Below are 19505 nucleotides of genomic sequence, written 5' to 3'. Positions count from 1 at the left end.
GTCCGTCAGTCAGTTAGAAACCTGGCTCTCGTAGCCCTCTTTGATATCGTCAAAGTACGGCGTGATCGGGAAACTTTTGCCGTATTTCGCTAAATCATCCGGCGAGATTTCTGCAAACAGTTTCTGCCAGGTAGCTGCATCCAGTTTCTCTTTCACGTATTTCGCGTCAATTCCTGGATACCAGTTGAACTGCTTCACAATGCCCTGCGCCTGCACGTCCGGGCTGGTCGCCAGCGCAATAAACTCCTGCGCCAGTTTGGCCTGCGCTGCATGTGCCGGAACAACGTAATACATTGGCTGGCCCGGCATCCCCGGCGCGATTAACGCCAGTTTGATCGACGGTGGTACTTTGCCCTGATCTTTCCAGCTATAGAACATATCGACCCACACCGGCCCCATGGTGATTTCGCCCCGGCTGAGCATATCCAGCGTTCCGGCGTTACCCGGCGTGAAAGTGACGTTTTTATTGAACTCTTTCAGCCTGGCGAACGCCTGACTCCAGGTTTTTTCCACGCTTTTGTCATACGGCAGCGCGGAAAGACGCGCCGCATCAGTGCCGTAAGCGTAAATCCAGCCGACCACAAAGCTGACGCCGGACATGCCGTTTTTAATGCCGTTATAGCCAAAGGCTTTCGGGTTTTTCGCCGACCACTGCACCAGCTCGTCGTAGGATTTCGGTGGGGTTTTAATCAGCTCGCTGTTATACGCGATGGCCGTCTGGCTCAAAAACATCGGCATTACATAGCCATCAACGTTAACACCCAGCGCGTTTTTGGCGTTCTCTGCCGTCACCATCGAACCGGTGTTGATGGACGAGCGGTATTTCTCCAGCAGCCCTTTTTCCACCAGTTGCCCCCCCGCCGCCTGGTGCACAACCGCGACGTCGATATCCCAGCTTTTCGCGCCACTCTGCTGTTGCGCCGTCAGTTTTTCGACAATCTTGTTTGAACCCGCATCGCCCGGCCCGGTGCCGACCACCTGCACTTTCACGCCCGGATGCGCGGCTTCAAACTTTGGCCCCAGCCAGGTTTTAACGTAGTCGACCATGTTTTGATCGCCCGCCGTCGCCACATTGAGAACCGTTTCGGCGCTGGCGGTGTGAACTGCACCCAAACAGAGTGCGGCGATGACAGCAAGTTTCGGTTTTACTGACATGATAATCCCCAGGAAAAGTGTGTTGGTTGGCTTAAGAGGTTGCAAAAACATGCAGCGCCGTTTCCGGCACGTGCAAAATCACCGGCGTTCGGGCAGGCCAGAACTGTGTGGAATCCGCGAGAAAAATCTGCCCCTCGCAGCGCACACTATGACGATACTGGTGGCCGAGAAACGCGCTCTCTTCCACCACGCCATTCAGTACCAGTCCCGGCTGCTCCGGCGTCGTTAACGGGCGGTGCATGTTGACGTCCGAACTGCGGAAATAGAGCGTTTCCCCGCCCGCATCAGCCCGCGTCATGCAGTTATCCGCGCCCATAAAATCCGCGACAAACGGCGTTGCCGGGCGGTGATAAATATCTTCCGGCGTCCCCATTTGTTCGATACGCCCGTTATTCAGCACCGCAATTCTGTCGGCCATCACCAGCGCCTCTTGTTGGTCATGCGTGACGATTAACGAGGTGAAACCGAGCTTTTTCTGCAGCGCTTTGATCTCGTGGCGCACATTGAGGCGCACTTTGGCGTCCAGGTTCGACAGCGGCTCATCGAGCACCAGCACATCCGGCTCAATGGCTAATGCGCGCGCCAGCGCCACGCGCTGACGCTGGCCGCCGGAAAGCGCCGTCACTTTTATATCCGCATAATTTTCAAGGTTGACGATTTTTAATAATTCCTGCACGCGTTGCGCAATCGCCTCTTTTTTAACGCGGCGGACTTTTAAGCCATAACCAATATTTTGCGCGACGGTAAAATGCGGCCACAAGGCATAACTCTGAAACACCATGGTAATATTTCGCTGCTCTGGCGTGCTGTAAGTAATATCCCGACCATTAACGGCAATAACGCCGGATCGCACCGGGATAAAACCACATAACGCGTTGAGCAACGTGGTTTTTCCGCAACCAGACGGCCCAAGCAGCGCAATCATTTCGCCCTTTTCCACAGCGAGATGAATATCGTGAAGAACGATATTTTCGCCATAGCCAATTTTCAGTTTTTCAATCTGTAAATAACTCACAGGCGTTCCTTTCTTCAGCTTTTCTTTCGCCGATGAACACGTGTTCATTTATTTGCAAAAAAAATGCAACGTTGCACCGACATTATGTGAGCCTACTTTGTCGTCTATTTGTGACAGTTTGATTAAGTGCGCAATAAATTTGGTGGGGCGAAATGAAAATAGATGTTCTGGGCTGCGGTAGCGCCTTCTCATTGCAGCAAAACACCTCGGCAATCCGCGTTATCGATAACGAAAATCGCCAGTTGCTGATCGATTGTGGCCCGACAATCCCGCGCGCGCTGTGGCAGCGCGGCGGCGACGTAAACGACATCGACGCCATTTACTTCACCCACGTTCACCCGGATCACTGCACCGGGCTAACTGCGCTGCTGAATTACTGGAAAAGTTTTCAGCGTCGTAAACCGCTGATCATCTGGTCGCAGCGCGAACAGCGCCCGGTACTGATAAAACTGGCGAGCCTCGCTAACTGGCCGGAAAACGATCTCTGTTTCGACATTGACTGGCGCGACAGCGAAGCCGAATGGCAGTGGCAAGGCTGGCACATGCGCACCGCGTTTACGCACCATGAATTGCCCAATCTCGCCCTGCGAATCGAAGCGGATGGTCACACGCTGTTCTACAGCGGCGACGGACGCCCAACGCCGGAAAGCATCGTGCTGATGCACAACGCGACGCTGGCGTTTCAGGAGTGCGCTTCGGCAACGGCGCTGCCCAATGACGCCTCGCACGGCGATTTTCCCGGCTGCCTGGCGCTGTTCGGCCAACTGCGTTTACCGCGCCTGGGGTTGTACCACTGCAACGACGCCGCCTTGCCCACGATTGAGCAAGCCTGCACGGCGTATCCGGGTTTGTTTCTCAGCCACGATGGTTTCGCCACCGATCTCAGCCGCCGCGCGGAGGGGAAAGTGTGAGCCAGCGTTTACGCAAACAAGCAGTAACCGCCGAAGACGTGGCGAAGCGCGCGGGCGTGTCCCGCGCCGTGGTGTCGCGCGCGCTGAGCAGCAACGGCAGTATTTCGCCCGCCACCAAAGAGAAAGTGCTGCGCGCCGCGCAGGAGCTTGGCTATCAGGTCAATTTCCTCGCCCAGGGGCTTAACCGCCAGCGCAGCCACTTGATTGGCGTGATTGTCGCGCGCATTGGCGACCCGTTTCGCAGCAGCCTGCTGGAAGGCTTGCTGCATGAAATTCAGCGCCGTGGTTACCAGGCGCTGGTCACCGAGATCACTGGCGAGCAGGATCTGGTCACCACACTGCGCCGTTTTACTCAGTTTCGCGTCTCCGGCGTGATCGTCACCTCCGGCCAACCGCCGGAAGCGATAGTGAACGAGTGCGTCAGCCAGCGCATTCCGGTGGTCGGCATCAACCGCCACCCGGATATTCCGTTAGTCGATTTCGTCTGTTCCGACAACGTTTCCGGCGCACGTCAGGCCGCTGAACAGCTTTATCACTCCGGCTGTCGCCGTTTTGGCTGGCTCAACAATTGCGGATCGACCTGGGCGGGTATTCAGCGCGGTGAAGCCTTTTTCCAGGCATTGCAGCAACTCGGCGTGGATACCCAGCAGCAAGTGCGTTGGTATGACGCGCGCGAAGAGGGCTACGACGGCGGTTTTCAGGCCGCGCAACAGAGTGATGAAGATCTGCCGGAGGGCATATTTTGCGCCAACGCGCAGTTGGCCTGCGGTTTTCTCGACGGCATGCGCCAGCGCGGGAAATTCGCGCCAGACGATTTTCACCTGATAGGTTTTGATAACACGCCGCAGAGCGGCCAGTTCAGCTACCAGTTAACCACGCTGCATCAGGATGTGGCGGAGATAGCGAACCGGGCGCTGACGCGCCTGCTGGAGCGGGCGAAAAATCCTTTACAGCCTTCCCGCGTTGAGTGGGTTAAGGTGACACTGATTCACCGACAAACATCGCCACAGATTGGCTAAGAGTTCAGATATGAGAGAAGAGTTTACCCAGGCGCTGTGCGCACTGATTCGTCGTCTCGGTCAGCAGGCGAAACAGCTTCGTGATAACGGGCTGACCATTGAACAGAAAGGTCGTCAGGATTTTGTCTCCCAGGCGGATGTGTATGTCGAAACCGAGCTGCGCGCCTGGCTGAAAGCTGAACGCCCGCAGGATGGTCTGCTCGGCGAGGAGCGCGGGCTGGAACCAGGCAGCGATGGCGTATGGGTTATCGACCCGATTGATGGCACCACCAACTTTATTCTCGGCATGGATTACTGGTGCATTTCGGTTGCTTACGTGCGCAATGATGCCATCCAACTTGGGGTGATTTACGCCCCGGATCGCGACGAGTTTTTCTTCGCTGAAAGCGGCAAAGGCGCGTTCTTAAACGGTAAACGCCTGAGCCTGAGCGAGCCAGACGCCGACGCGGTAGTGCTCGGCATTGGCCGCTCCAGCCGCAGGCCGCCACGCGAATATACGCAAACCATCGAAACCCTGTTTGAACACGGCGTGGAACACCGCCGCTTTGGTGCGGGCGCGTTAATGCTGGCGCACGTAGCCGCCGGCCAGGTGCATGGTTATTTCGAAGCGCACCTGCACAGCTGGGATGCGCTGGCGGGGCTGGTGATTATTAAAGAAGCGGGCGGCATGCATAACGATTTTCTTGCCAATAATGGTCTGACGCAGGGCAATAACGCCTGGGCGGCAACACCGCACGTGTGGCAGCGCCTGCAACCGATTTTACTGCCAAATGGTTAAACCCGCTTTCCAGGGAAAACGGCTCATTCGGGCCGTTCTTCTTCTGGGTACTCGTAGTGAACCGCCAGCCAGATGGTCGGCGGTTCAGCCTGTGTCCAGTTCACCCGATGGCGGCATTGCGCGGGGATATTGACGAAATCGCCCACCTGCAACACCCGCTCTTGCGCTTCGTCTTCAAGTTGCAAACCGGCGGCGCCCTGAAGTATCAATACCCACTCGCTTTGCGGCTGGCAGTACCAGAAATCAGGCGGGCTGGCCTGACCGGTAGAGACGATGCGCTCAATTTTCAGATCTTTTCGCGAAAGCAGATCATTAAACGTCTCCGCGTCATTCGTGCTCGCGGGGAGATCATGTAACAGGTTGGTCAGCATCGCTGGCGCTCCATTTGGTCAGAAATTATCTCCAGCATCGCAGGTTATGCCCACCAGAACGAGCGCTTTGGCTTTAAACCATTTCTGGGTTCTTTATTTAAAAAGAGACTCATCACACCGGCGAAGAACAGGGTTCACAGATAACGTAAACGCATTGACTTTCCCACAGGCAAAAAAAACGGCTCCGCAGAGCCGTTTTATCAATAAAAACTAAAACGTTTTCATTAGTAAAACCCACAGTAAAAGGCCATTTGAAACATACATGAACCGATTATCAATGGTGGTCAATGTTGTCGTTAGGTGCATTTGCTCTAAAGAAACTTCTACAGTTTCCCGAAGGGGGTAACTTCTATAGGATCCTGGCTGCACACCTGTCCCGGGATAAACTGAGAGATCCCCCCACTCCGACCACAGATGCGGCCCGGCGACACGCTGAGCTTCACCGTTGACCATTACCACCACATCGGGAATGCCGGGGAGTACCCAGCCATTGTCGGCGGCATACTTAACAGCATTAGGTGCGTTCATGGTTTTTTCGCCCAGCGTGGCGAACCAGTGGCTTAACGTAAAGCGCCATAAATACGCTTTGCCATCCGTTATGGATGCGGCTGTGACTCCTACTCTACGAGTGAGTTCATCCGGCTCTCCGGTGATAGTAATATTTCCGTCCTCATCAACGGTAAGCCATGACTGATCGACGGACCAGTTATAGTCGCGGTTTGTCGCCGCATCGCCCGCCATAACGACCTGGAATTTAACACCGATAAGCCCAGTTTTGGGAAACTCATCCAATGCAAAAGAGACGCCGTTTACCGCTAAATAGGTTCCTTCTGGCATCGGCGTCCTCACCGTGATCGTCGCAGGTGGCACCGCCAGTTCATTACCATTGACCGTAACGGTAATGTTATAGGCACCGCTAGTCCTACTGGAGCATTGTGCTGTATATGAGCCATCCTGGTTATCCCTAACGGTACTTATCGTTACCTCCGTCAGGTTGCTGATAAACACCACATTCTGCCCAGGTAATACCGTGCCTTGTTCATCTTTCAGCACCAGCGTCAGCGTTGCGACCTCCTCGTCATCTGCCAGAATCGTCGCTGGGGATGCTGTAAAGGTTGATAGGGTAGGGCTGGCCTGCCAGGCCTCAAAATTCACCGTCACCGAACGGCTCAGCTCACCGCTACTGGCAGTCAGCGTGTACTGCCCGACAGTAAGACTGGTTAATTCCGCCGTTACGCTACCGTCCTCGTCGGTCATTGGCGAGGGCGATTCGAGGTGAACATGGCTATCAATAGTGAACTTCACAAGCTGATTAGCCAACGGGTTGCCACGCTGATCATAGACCGTGGCTTTAACGCTGTTGGCTATCGCACCATCTGCCACTGCGTCATTTACAAGGACGGTGAACTTTATCGCGAAGGCAAACAAAATATCAGCTAAATCATTTTCATCTTCACTCACCACAAACCACGGCGTGTAAAGCGTGCGCCGCAGGTAGCCTTTGGCGGTGAGCGCTTCCCTTTCTCGCCCAAGTGGATCGTAGTAATGCGAGTCCGCATAGAGATCTTCTCGCGCGCTGTCGTCTTTCACCCACTGCCAGCTATTCAGAAAATAGGGTTGATAGGTGCGAATGGCCTGGCCTTTGTTGTCATACTCCGTGCGGCCACTTACCGCCCAGCGGTTGCTGGTCTGCGCCATTTCAGTAATCAGCGTTCCATCGCCCGCGCGCTGCCAGGCCTCGCCCGCTTCAAAGCGAACCGAGGTTTGCAATTCGCGACCGAAGCCATCGCTGAAGACCACCGTCTGGCGGATCTGTTGTTCCCCGCTGCCTTCCCCTCGATCATAACGATCGGTTGTCAGCACCAGCACATGGGGGGGTTGTTGTTTGAGGCTACTGCTCCCTGGGCTTGAATAAACCAGACACTGCGCCACCGGTAACGGTGGGTTCAGCGCCAGGGCTTCATCAATATCGTTCGGTGGGGAGAAGTCGGTATCGCTGTAACCCGCCTCCACACCGTTCTCGGTGCCGCTAAAGCGCTGGCTGGTCACGCGTGCCAGCCCATCCAGCGTGACTTGATGGATGTTATTGTTCACATCGGTAAGTTTAACTGGCGTTAAAAACCGCCAGTCATATTCGGCCTGCGTCGTAAGCCCCGCGGCATCCACCACTTTGGTCACCACACAGTCGTAAGCATCGCGGGTCAGGGTAATCGCGCCGGTCAGCGCCGAATCCCGCACCGTCTGCGGCAACCAGAAATGCTCTGCCGAGCCGTAGGTGGTGAGGTTACGCCGCACCACCCACGCGTTGAGAAACGAAAGCCAAATGTACCCTGCGTCGCTAAGCACGCTGTCGGTCAGATCCTCTCTCAGCGTCGCCACCATTTCGGCGTCCAGCACCGCCGTTTCGATCAATCCGACACGCGGAGGGAAGGCTGGCAGCTCGGAAGTGGGATTGTTATTGCCGTCCAGATACCAGGGTTGATGCCAGCCGGCAAAAGCCTGTCTGGCCGGCGCCCCCAGCGGCGCGCCGGAAATACTCAGATCTTCGAGCGTTAACCCCGTTTCCGGGGCGGTGGAGTAGAGATAAACATCGCTCCTTATCGCATCCTCCAGGCCGTTAACCCATCTCCCGGCGGCCATATCATCAATGCTGTACCAGTGGTTTTCCTGGCGGGTCACCACCAACTGCTGCTGTTGGTCGTCGTAGCTGGAATCAAACAGCGTATCCGGTAGCGTATCCGGGTAGGGGCTGGTTGCCGGTTTGGCGCGGCGCGGATAATTGAGCGTCATGACATAAAGCGGCTGACCATACTGATCGCTGCAGAGGGTGACCTGCTGGCTACACTGCGGATCGTTGCTTACCCGTTCATAGACATAGGATCGCGTTTCGGCGTTTATTGGCAAGACCACCGGATAACGGGCCACGCCCGCTGCCACCACCAGGCGAACCTGCGGGCGCGATTCACTCACCTGATACGGAATGGGTTGCGAAGCGCTGTCATCAAGGCCATACAACTCGCTGCGCAACAGCATGCCTTTCGTGGCGCGGCGTAACCAGAAAGCCTCGTTCTCATCCGGGGTATAAACCTGCTCATTATTGCCAAAACCCCGGGTGTAACGGGTGGAATAGTGCTTAAACGCGCCACTATCGCCGGACCACCACGCTTGCGGCATGCGATCATCAATGGCCGCCAGACCGGTGGCAAACCAGTTACGCGTCAAAGACGGCTGGCTAATTTCCGTCGTGGTGCCCTGGCTGGTCCGCGTATCGGTGTCCTGTATTTCGACATAGCCAAAACCCCGGAACTCACGCTCTTTACCATCCCACGCGCCGGAACGATAACGAGCCGTGCTGACCAGTTTATTTCCGGTGAAGAGGTCTGTTACGTCAGTGCGGGCAAGCAGATGAAGTGGAAACGGCAAATAGCTGGCCGGAACGGGTTCTCCTGCCGCCGCTGCCTCTTGTTTCTCATCCAGCCAGAACTGGGTTGAACTGCGGTAGGTGAAATCATGCTGCGCCCCAATAATGTTTTTCATTTTGTTCAACAACCAGGGTTTTACCGAGGTGATATTACACACATAGTGCCGCGGTTTCGGGTGAGGAACGGTCAGTATCAGGCTGGCGATACCCATGCCCTGAATATCCGCGACGTGCAATTCGCAGGTGTTATCGAAATGCACCCCATCCGGCAGTTTGAACTGAAAAGGCGCTGCAAAACTGTTCCCTGACTGATTGATTAAGATGATGAGATAGTCTTGAACGGCAATGATTACATCTGTCGTGCCGGAGCCATCAACATCGGCCAGAAAAATATTTGAGGGAATAAACTGTACCCCCATCCACCATCTCGCCATCTTCACCGGCGCGCCAAACTGCCCATTGCCTAAATTGGGCCAGTAACGCAAGCTGTCTTGTTTTATCTCGACCAGATGCTGCTGCCCGCTGCCGGCCATATCGCTGAACGCCACCAGAACCCGTTCATTAGTCCCGGGAACTGGCAGTTGGACGCCGGTTGGTTGCAACACATCCTGCGCTTTTTCCCAGCCATCGCCGGTTCCGGCATAAAGCCGCACGCTTTTCGGGCCGATAAGCGCTAAATCCGCCAGCCCCGCGCCGGTGATATCCACCAGCAGGCTGCGCGGGTGAAGGTACTCCACCGGGTAGGCCGAAAGCGGGGTGAAATTGAGCCATCCCCGTTCCGGCGTGCGTCCGTAGTAACCGTTGACGCCCGCCGAAGTGACGACCCACTCCATATAGCCATCACCATTCAGATCCGCCAGAACACCGCCATCGCGGAGCGCGGGAATGGTCGATAACCGCTCAGGCTTATCCCAGGTGACAGCATTGGCATCACTGCCTTGCTGGCGAATGGGCGCGCGGTACCACCACGCCCCGCTATCCTGATACAAAATGCCGGCAATCCCCTCGCCATTGAGATCCACCATCTGGTAGGGCTGGCGGCTATTCAAATTTCCCAGGTCTTCACGTTCTTGCCATGTGATGTCCCACTCCATGGAATACCCGTCATTCACAAATTTACTCCAGCCAAACTGCACCTCAGGCAAGAAGCTGAACGTACCATTTGCATTCAAACCTGACTGCAAGACGCTCACGAGCGTCGTGACTATCAGTGATTCTTCATAGCGCAACAGGAGGCGGGAAACCAGTTGTGGCACGCTTTCGGCGGTGCTGCCGCCTAATGTGTCGGTAAAGTGATAACTCAATACCTGGCGGCAGAGACGGCGAGTACGGATTTCAAAACCATACTCCCAACTGGAGAAGCAATCCTGGCGGCAAGCCCAGTCGCCAGTACCTGGCGTGACCCATTCCGGCACCATATACATATCCACGTTGCGCTCGCCATAATCGAACACCACCATAAACAACCAGTCCGTAAGCGCGGGGTCGGCCGTCAATCCGGGTAATACGCGCCCGGCAACACGGTTGCCATAGTAGACGGCCGCGAGATAGCGTTGCGCAGTGGCATTCGGATGCGCGGTGATTTCAGGCCCGGTACACCCCGTATTATCTTCACTGCGATACAGCCAGTAGATCTGTTCCCCGGTTGCCGAAACGGATGACTCCAGCAGCCAGATACCCGCCTTCTCTGCGGCTTCGGGATGACTAACGCGAGCCTGAGCGGTATTGCCATAGAGATACACCTGGCCATCGGGCGTGTAGAGGAGCCAAAAATCACGCGCGGCAGATCCGCTTTCGACCCAATATTCAAACCGACTAAAATCGCTCTCCACGCGGTAACGATAACGGTGAACGGTAAAGCCACTGCCGAGATCGACGCCAAGCAGTGAACTGGCGGTGCGGGTGCTCGCCGTACCGTCATCAGCGAGAAACGGCACAATGACTTCGCCATTTGGCCCCAGAAACTCATCTGTATCGTTATAATTTGGCACCCCTTTTTTCGTGCGACGACGAATGGCGGGTGCATCAACGCTCCATCCCATACCGAAGGGACCATTGCCAGAGCGGCTGTAATAGCTCAGTGCCAGCGAAGGCGCATACCCTCTCCCGGCATTAATGGGTAGCGGTAGCGTCAGAGAATTTGCGCCATCCGGACCGGCTCCCGCCACATCACCTTTTACACCAGAAATCGCGCCGCCACCTTTTGGCAACGACAGGGTTTCAGGCCTGACAATATCTGTGTTTTGCATGGCTGCGCTCCCACAGGCTCCCCGCAGGGAGCCTGAAATAAAAACATCGATTTAGCCGGTAATGGTGTAACGGATATGCAGAACGATATCCGCCAGGCCAAGCAGAAGTTCCTTTTGTTCCCCACTGATATCCGGGAAGCTGAGGGTCAGCGTGCCGCTGTCATCCACCGGGATCCCTTCAAACGGCAGCCAGCGACCATCATTAAAATCAAGCTGGAACTGACCGCTGTCGTTCATGCCGTGCGAGACCACTACAGCCTTGCACCCCTGCGGTAACACCACGCTGCCGCCATAACTCAGCACGGCCTGAACATCCTCATAGGGTCCCACGGGCAGTGCCAGCGTGACGCTTATCTGTTTGATACGCCGCCGCGCACCAAGCCCGGCGGGGTAATCATCAAGAATGCTCAGATCGGCGAGCCTGACGCTGGCTTTCAACTGCCCGTCGGCTATCGACAGTGTGTTACCCCCGCTACCTACACTGCCCGACCCGTTGATGATCAGGGATGGGGCCTGATCGGTGAGGATGAACGACCCGCCAGCCCTCCCGCTGTAAAAATCTGCCAGCGAGACGGTTTTGTTCACCTCCAGCATCCGCGCATCCTGCTCGATCCACGCCTGCGACATCCGCTCCAGCTCCAGCATCAGCGTCTCCCCGGCCATAAAGCCCATCCAGCTTCCCCGCCACGCCCCCGGTTTGATAAAGGTCGTCGCCTCATCGGCAAAGTGCAGTTGCCACGCCCGCTGTGCCAGCAGGCAGCGCGTCAGCGCCGCGTCATAGAACTGGTAGTAAATCGATGACAGCGTACCGCGCAGCCAGCTGTACAGCGCCTGCCCGGTGAACTTGCCCTGCAGGTAATCAAGCTGCGCCTGCGTCTGCGCCAGCTGCGTTTCCACCTGTGCTTTCTGCAGCGCCAGCCCCTCGCGCCGGACACTCAGCGACGCCAGTTGCGCATCCGCCAGTTTGATCTCCGACTCCGCGTTATTGCGCTGGATCTCCCACTCCTGGCGGCGGCGGCGGTAGTACTCCGACTGGCTGACTTTATCGCTGGCAATGCGTTGAACGTCGGAAGCGATTTGGATCCCGATCCCCACCGCCGACAGTATCGCCCCATAACGACCACCGCCATTAGCCAGGCCATAGATATTGGGCACCATACTCAGCGCCGCGGCCCCCATATGCAGGGCGTTGGCCCCTTGCGCCGTGACAGAGGCGGAGAGCTGCAGACTCATGGCCTGAATCTCCCCGGCATTAATGTTTTCGTCATACAGTTGCCGGTAGCTGTTGCGCCGCTGCTCGGCGGCGGCGCGGCTCACCAGCAGCGCTTCCCTGTCAGCATCCAGCTCCGTCAGCGCATGCTCCTGCACCTGAATACTCTGGCTCAGCAGCGCCAGCCCCTGGTTCTGCAGCAGCACGGAGAGCGCTTCCGCGTCCTGGCGTTCGGTGATGACCTGCATCGCGTTGCCGAACTGGATAAGCTGGCTCACCACCCCGCGCGCACTCTCCAGCAGCGTCGGGAAGCGCAGCAGCGGCAGCGGAACCGTCGGCAGCGAATCGCCACCGCTGGCTGACATCACCGCCGCGCTCAGCAGCGCCGACGGGCTGGCCGGTGCCGCGTACACCGGCAGGTACAGCGCCTGGCCGTCAATCGACAGGTTATGCCGCAGGTTGTAGAGCCGCTGGCGCAGCGTCTGCCAGTAGCCACTCAGCTTGCTGTTAAACTGCGGGTAGAACAGCCCCAGCAGCGAGTTCGCCGTCCGCGTTTCCACAGCCGGTACTGTTTCAGTACGGGCCCTGAGCAGCTGCAACTGGTAAGCCTGCTGTAGCGTCTGGCTCGCCGCCGCGCCCAGCACCGGGCTGGACCAGCTTCCCTGGCCGTAGACCAGCGAGTCATACGGTTCTTCCCCCAGCAGGTTCAGCGCCTGCACGTACCACATTTTGGCTTCGTTCAGCGTGTCGCGCTCCAGCAACCGGAAGGCGGCGTCGCCGCGCGCGATGAGCAGATCCAGCACGCGCATAAAGGTGGCGACCTTGTAGTGCATCGGGTCGGACTGGGCCACTGCGTCCGGGTCAACCGAATCCAGCGGGTCCGGGTTCCACGAGGTGTCCTCTTCCAGCGGGCGCACATTCCACGACCATGGGGCACGCACACCATCACTGCTGTAGTTGCCGGCCGGGTTCCAGATATACTTCATCCAGGTGGTGGCCTCCGCGAACTTGCTCTCCTGCAGCAGGCGCTGGAACACCATCGACGGCACGTAGAAGAACATCTCCCAGAAATAGAGGGCGTTGGCACCGGCGAAATCCATCGGTTCGGTGTTGCCGGCACGAATAAAGGAAGTTAACCCTCGACTACTTGTCGTCGTATCTTTCTCGTAATTATTTGAACTATGCCAATCATATTTTTCTATTGTTTTGTATGAGCCAAAACCTGAATAATCAGAGTACTCAACACCTATACCTGAAAAATCCTCGGCCCCTGTCTTATTGGGGTCATGGGGAAGGAAAATTGTTACCGTCGTATTTTCCGTTTCGGAAACATATCCCGAAGCAATAAGATTAACATCCCGATCAATATTATCGCCTGCTGAAGTCGTAATCCCCACCAAATATAACTTGTACCAACCCTCGCCATGTAACGACTCGTCATAAGGGGGAAACGTCACCGTAACATAGTTACCAGGGCCTAATTGCGGCTCCTGTAATAACTGGGTTTCCATGGAAAGCACGGCGTCTAGCCCCAGATTCGCGCGAGCTACCAGTTGGCGGGCAAATAGCGTATTAATACGAACACGATAAGCCCCACGCTGCAGATATTGCACGCCAGTATCGGTACGCGAAAGGGACATTTTTCGCGTTGCTAACGATTGATAAACAGTGACTATGGCGGTTTGCGTTCCCAGTGATTGCCCCAGCGCGTTGTTCGCGTGGAACTTAATCACTAGATCCATTTTCCCATTCTTAAATTCAGAGGTTGAGAAGGTAGTGGAGCTTCTAAAAGTGTAGGTAGTCTCCCAGTCCGGCGTGGTCATATCAGATCGACCGTTAGCGTAAGCATAATGTCCGCTAGGGCTTGTTATTCTATAACCAACATCGCCAGGGTTAACGACCGTGGTATATTGAATGGGATCGCCAAAATTTTTAAGCATATCAAGCCCAGCAGAATTATAAAAAGTTTTAACGTTATTCAACTGGTCGGGGGTCGCCCTAAACGTCCAGGCATCACCATATGCATTCGGTGATGAGGGAAATAAATAAGTGATAAGCTCAGTACGATCGTTTAAAAGAAAACGAGGTACAAAAACGTCAGTACTCGTTCTCAAGAAAGTTATCGGCCCTATATTAAGGGGACCTTGATCATACAAACAATGAATAATATAACCTTCACCTCTATCTGTTGAATCACTGTATTCAAGCGGTGTTTTAAAAAAAATATAGGAATGACCAACATCCTGGCGAGCTTTAATAAAATTCATCCAGTTTGCTCTGTTTCTCCCGAACGAACCAGAAGCCTCTCCCTTAAAAGAATAATGAATATTCATAGTGTATGAAAAAGTAAAGTAATCACCGCCACCGTCCAGAATAACGGCTCGCACTTGATAACTTCCGCCATACATGCTGGCCAAATTTTCATATCCCCATTCGTGATTTAACGGCCCGGCAATAAACGTTAAGGTGGGTGAAAATAAAAAATTCACTCTTAATTCACTCTGCGTATCAAATTCTCGCGAAATAAATCCCCGGTAATAATTCGGATCTGCCAAAACCGCTATTTTATGTTCTGCGGATATTGTGACTCCCGATACGTTCAGCGCTTGGTTACCTGCCTCAGTAGCGGCGGGGGTGTAAAAGATCACCAAAAGGTGAGCGTTATTGCCACCGTTATAGGAACAATAGAGATGTTTTGTTGACAACGCGCTGATATCCCCGGAAGGCAGGTAATCCGACAGCTTACTGTTCAGCGGTGTGCTCCAGGTGCCGTCATGACGCAGGTACGAGAAGCTGAGAAAGTGATCTGAAGTCTCCGTCACCGTGCCACTGTTGTCCGTCGCCGTTGGCTGCTCCGTCACCCACACCACATACAGCCGGTCATTGAACACCACCGGATGCACCATATTGTTGTACGCCGCGATACCGGTACCGATCTCCAGCCACTCGCTCCATGCCGTCGCCGGGTATTTCCCGTCCGTCAGCATGCTCTGCTGCAGCGTGCGCCAGTAGTATTTCTCCCCTTCGGCCATCGATTTACCGATAAACCACGTTTTCCCCTCCTCAATACTGGCGTTGTCGTGGTAGGCACTGACTATCTCCAGGTTCGCCACCTTCTCAAACTGCGTCATGTATCCCCGGAACGCGTCCCCCACCGAGTCCGCACTCAGCTCACTCTGCCCGATGGTGCCAAGCAGGTTATCCATCATGCTGGTCTGCCCGGTGCGCACCGTCGGATCGATATAGTTTTCCGGGTAATACACCAGTTCCGACACCCCCGCCCAGGTGCTGTAGCGCTTGTTATAACGATCCCAGTCGGTGAAGAACTGCCGGGTCAGCACCGCCAGTTGCACCTCCGTTTCGAGACCGTTCTGGCAGCGGTTGACATACAACTGGATGCTGGCGATCGCTTCCGCCACCCGTGTGGTGGTCACCTGCGACGAGACCTGCCCGTCGATCAGCAGCCACGCGTACAACTGCTCGCGGTTGTTCACTTCCGACTGACCGGCCGTCTGGATGTAATAGCTGCTCAGCGCCGCGCTGGTCAGCTCGTCCAGTTGCCGGTGCAGCGTTACGGTATGCTCCGCGCTCAGCCCCGCCTGCAGCAGGTTGCTCACCGCCAGCCAGTCGTCATATGACGGTGAATTATCTGCGCTGATATTTGTATATTTCAGCGCCACCACTGCCGCCGCTGTCGACGGTGTGCAGTTCAGTGTCGCCGAGAAGTCCAGCCACTGCAGCGTCACGTCCAGCGTTTTCAGCGAACGGATAATTCCGCCCGCCCCGCTGTCCGCCAGCGCCAGCGCCTGCTCCACCGACTGCGGTGTCGCCCCCAGCGCCTGTGCCAGCAGCGCGGTGGTCAGCGTCCCCGCCTCCAGCGCCGCCAGCACCTGCTGCGCGTAATCCCCGGTCTGCAGGATGCGCCGGTTCATCCGCCCCAGCAGGCGCAGCGACTCAATATCCAGCGGAATGACGCTCACCCCGCCGGCAAACCGCGACGGGTCGCTTATCAGCATCGATAACAGGTAGTCGCTGATGTCTGTTTTGCGCACCAGCAGCGCCAGCTGTGCCAGCGCCTGGCAGAACGCCACCAGCTGCCCCGTCTCCGCCTCGCTGCGGGTGTCCTTCAGCACCAGCGCGATAAACGTTTTCACGTCCGTGCCGCCCGGTTTACGCATATCCAGCCAGCGCAGAATGCTCTCCGCCCTGCCGGACTGGTTCAGTTGCCCGGCGGCGGCTATCACCGGCGCGATGTCACGGATAAGCGCCGGCGTGTCGGCGTCCGCCTGACCCACCGCCCCGCGCAGGGAGGCCACCAGACTGCTGATTTCCGGGGTCAGCACCGGGCTGTAGTCCGTGGTGGTCATCAGGTACAGGTCACCCACCGTCCAGTCCAGCTGTTTCAGCCAGCGGGTGGTGCTGTAGACAAAGTTCACCGCCGCCGCGAAACCGGCGGTGTCCAGCGACGACAGCGGCACGTCCTGCCACGGCGATACCGCCAGCAGCAGGGCCAGCTCAGACGCAGAAAGGTGATGAACCTCCGCCAGCAGCTGCGTGCGGTAGAGCAGCGCCAGGTTATCCGCCGTGGCGGTGAACGCCGTGTTCTCCCCCGCCGCAAGCTGCCACAGCACCTTCAGGTCGGCACCGCTGGTGTGAAAACCGCGCTTGATGACGCTGGCGCGGAACAGGTGGTCCGCGTCCTGTGAATCCCAGTCCACCGGCGCGCCGTCGGCGCTGAAGGACCGGTTACTGAGCGGCGGGGTGTTGAACAGCGTGGTGAAGTAGCTGTCCCGGCCTTTCACCCCGACGGCGCTGATGCGCCCCCCGGCCAGTACCAGCGCATCCTCAAAGCGCAGGCTGTAGCGCTGCAGGTAGTAATAGCTGAGAAAACTCAGCCCCAGCATACCGGTCGCAAACGGCTCCGTGCCGGGGTGGTTGTAAATCAGCAGGTACATCTGCTCCGCCGTCAGGCGACAGGCCTTGTACAGGCGGATGATTTTGTTCAGGTAGAGCAGGTACTGCTCTGATGACAGGGTGTACAGCTGGAAGGTGGTTGGCGCGTAATAGTATTGCGCTCTGGCGGTAGAGTAACGGGTAATACCAATGGTCACTCCGGCAGCTAATTTTTCTGCCGGAATAGTTACCGGTATGCTGATATGCTCATTTACTTTGGGTGTAAGTGTCCCGCTATAAAGATCGGAAGATTCCCCACCCGTCGTACCAATAAGCAGCTTATCTGCGGGATCCCATGCAGAGTTAAAACTAAAGTTCATTAGATAGCTGTCCCCGCCCTGCGGCAGCAACTCTGCATAATTGAGCGTACTGTGCTGAGCGCTGCGGACAATCTGCACCACTCCACCCGCGGAAGGGCCGCTGGCAGACACCAGCGAGGTCAGTATATTGTTGACGTAATACGGCACCGGCTCGGAAAAATCGTGGTGCGTCAGCAGGCTGGTTAAGGCCGTCAGATCTTCAGCACTCACATCGTAATACCCGGCCAGCATATAGGTGTTCATCAGCGTGTCGGTGGTGATCGTGCCGAAGTTTTTGCTGTACAGATCGGCAGCACTACCGGTGCTGATCTCCTCGGTCAGGATGCGGAACAGCTCCGGCGACACGTCCGCCACGATCGCCAGCAGCGAGTTGAGATCCACCTGCTGCGCAATAGCCGGGTTATCCGTCAGCGCGTTCAGCATCGGATCCTGCAGCAGTACCGCCAGGCGCGCGCTTTCATATGGCAGGTGGTACGGCGTGTTGCCGGAGAAGCGCCAGGCGGCGAGTTTTTCCATTACCGCGTCGCCGTCCGTCCCTTCCTGGCTGGCAATGGCGTTCAGCACAATATCGTTGGCGATGGAGAGCGTGGTGACTTCCGCGTCCATATTGTCCTGGCTCAGCGCCAGGTGAGCCAGATCCGGGCGGCGGCTGTCCAGATGGCGCGCGTGGCCGGTGGTATGCAGGTCGCGGGCTTCCCGGTAGAGCTCGGTCAGGTAACCGGCAGGCGAGAACATCGATGCCACCGAACCCGGCGAAACGTACATTTGCGCCCGGGTGCCGAACGCAGAGTTGTAATCCCGTGTGTTACGGTTCTGGCTGATCCCCAGGCTGACCGCCTGCGCCAGTTGCGGGTTGGCCCGGCTGAAGGTGCGCACTTCGGTTTCGGTGTTTTTTTTCTGCGCGTCGCTGATCGCCTGGCTGAGGTACTCCGCCTCGCCGAGCGTTAACACATCCTGATAGCTGGCCCAAATTTCGGCAAAGGAGTTGGGCATCAGTGAGGCGAGTTGGCTGTTTTCATCCAGTTCACTGCTTTGGGTGACCACGCCGCCGTCGTCTGTCCCGCGGGTGCGGGCAAGGCTGATCTTGTCCAGTATCGTTTTGGTATCGTAATAAGAGTCGTACATAAGGTATCCCCTCAACTTTTTTAAATAGGGAAGGTTGTATGTGACAGAAGAGCTTTTTAACGTGCAGGTAGCGGGGCCACCATTTATTCATGGTTGCCTGTTTCCATCAGCAAAAAACTGTCCACCAGCTCTCCTGGACAGGATCAGCCGCGTTTATTACCGCTATTTCTTCAGTAAGCGTTAAATGACCTCGCCATCATGCGAGCAGATAAGCAGCCCGATAAAAGGAAGTTGAAATACAGCGTAGGAGATCATTTTATATCGCTCCAGCGAAGGTTGATCATTGGCTAAAAGCGGAATAACAGCCATAAACGGGGGGAATTCAAAGAGATATAAAAGAGATTTTATAAAATTAAAATATTCTTTCAGAACTTTATCCTGGATATATCAAACAAAAATCCGCCAGAAACCGGATGTGGATTTTAACGTTGCATAATTACCTAGGATAATTCATAAGTTCATCGTAAAAAAATAAGATTAATCACGTAAAAAGATAAAACCAGGAATTATCATGATCTTTTCGTGCGTAAATATATTTTTTAAAGCGAGTCGTTATTGACAAAGATAGTCGCCTGCAAGGGAATATATTCTTCCCCATAATGGGGTTCTTTAGCAACTTACTGATTACTCTCCTTTAAAGTGTGCGAGAAGTGCTTTTTATCGGGTAGAAATCAAAAGGCGATAATCTTCTTTTTTGGTCGAACTCAGCATTCAACAGGCTAATTTACTGATGTTTAAACGATCTCATTCCTCACTCGCTTTGGTGATATATAATACTTGTCATTTTTTAAACTTATTAAAATCATTACTGGCTTTTAATATAAATGATCGTCAATTTTGTAACTTTGCCCATAATAAATCGACGACAGACTAACCTCTTTATTTTCCCTTGGCGACAATATACAAAAACAGAATTACGGGCCTTAACCAATATAAGGCGCTGTACTCGCGGTGAAAAATTACGGAGGAAATGTTTAA

Annotated in this window: 8 protein-coding genes; 3 read left to right on the top strand and 5 right to left on the bottom strand. The window is 55.5% G+C overall.

The genetic code is table 11. The features are described from left to right. Positions 1-9: 9 nt before the first annotated feature. Together O3S68_RS20450 and O3S68_RS20445 are read right to left on the bottom strand one after the other, a co-directional pair. Entirely contained in the window at positions 10-1155 is a 1146-nt protein-coding gene (locus O3S68_RS20450; protein ID WP_020456147.1) for an ABC transporter substrate-binding protein, read from the bottom strand. Between the two features lie 31 nt (positions 1156-1186). After that, the gene (locus O3S68_RS20445) at positions 1187-2170 is read right to left on the bottom strand and encodes an ABC transporter ATP-binding protein (RefSeq protein ID WP_269232354.1); all 984 of its coding nucleotides are present in this window, start codon (positions 2168-2170) and stop codon (positions 1187-1189) included. Between the two features lie 152 nt (positions 2171-2322). On the opposite strand from O3S68_RS20445, the gene O3S68_RS20440 reads away from it, so the two are divergent. Genes O3S68_RS20440 through O3S68_RS20430 form a run of 3 tightly spaced genes read left to right on the top strand, consistent with a single transcriptional unit; the run spans position 2323 to position 4878 of the window. Beyond that, positions 2323-3081, top strand: coding sequence for an MBL fold metallo-hydrolase (locus tag O3S68_RS20440; protein ID WP_269232353.1), 759 nt, complete (start codon positions 2323-2325; stop codon positions 3079-3081). Continuing rightward, positions 3078-4100 carry a LacI family DNA-binding transcriptional regulator gene (locus tag O3S68_RS20435; protein WP_269232352.1) on the top strand — a complete coding sequence of 341 codons (1023 nt, stop codon included), beginning with the start codon at positions 3078-3080 and terminating at the stop codon, positions 4098-4100. Before O3S68_RS20440 ends, O3S68_RS20435 begins: the two co-directional genes overlap by 4 nt. A 10-nt stretch (positions 4101-4110) precedes the next feature. Further along, a complete protein-coding gene (locus O3S68_RS20430; protein ID WP_097406569.1) occupies positions 4111-4878 on the top strand; it encodes an inositol monophosphatase family protein in 768 nt (255 codons plus the stop codon). Between the two features lie 23 nt (positions 4879-4901). Here the strand turns inward: O3S68_RS20430 and O3S68_RS20425 are convergent, their stop codons facing one another. The 3 genes from O3S68_RS20425 to O3S68_RS20410 all read right to left on the bottom strand — a co-directional run bounded on the left by O3S68_RS20425 (position 4902) and on the right by O3S68_RS20410 (position 18527). Next, a complete protein-coding gene (locus tag O3S68_RS20425; RefSeq protein WP_269232351.1) occupies positions 4902-5249 on the bottom strand; it encodes a cupin domain-containing protein in 348 nt (115 codons plus the stop codon). Between the two features lie 210 nt (positions 5250-5459). Continuing rightward, the gene (locus tag O3S68_RS20415; RefSeq protein WP_331275954.1) at positions 5460-10919 is read right to left on the bottom strand and encodes a SpvB/TcaC N-terminal domain-containing protein; all 5460 of its coding nucleotides are present in this window, start codon (positions 10917-10919) and stop codon (positions 5460-5462) included. Between the two features lie 51 nt (positions 10920-10970). Then, positions 10971-18527, bottom strand: a complete 7557-nt coding sequence (locus tag O3S68_RS20410; RefSeq protein WP_269232350.1) for a neuraminidase-like domain-containing protein — start codon at positions 18525-18527, stop codon at positions 10971-10973. Between the last annotated feature and the right edge of the window lie 978 nt (positions 18528-19505).

It is taken from the genome of Kosakonia sp. SOY2 (assembly GCF_027109175.1).
Classification (GTDB): domain Bacteria; phylum Pseudomonadota; class Gammaproteobacteria; order Enterobacterales; family Enterobacteriaceae; genus Kosakonia.
The sequence above is the reverse complement of the archived record's forward strand: the minus strand, read 5'-3'. Positions and strand labels throughout refer to the sequence as shown.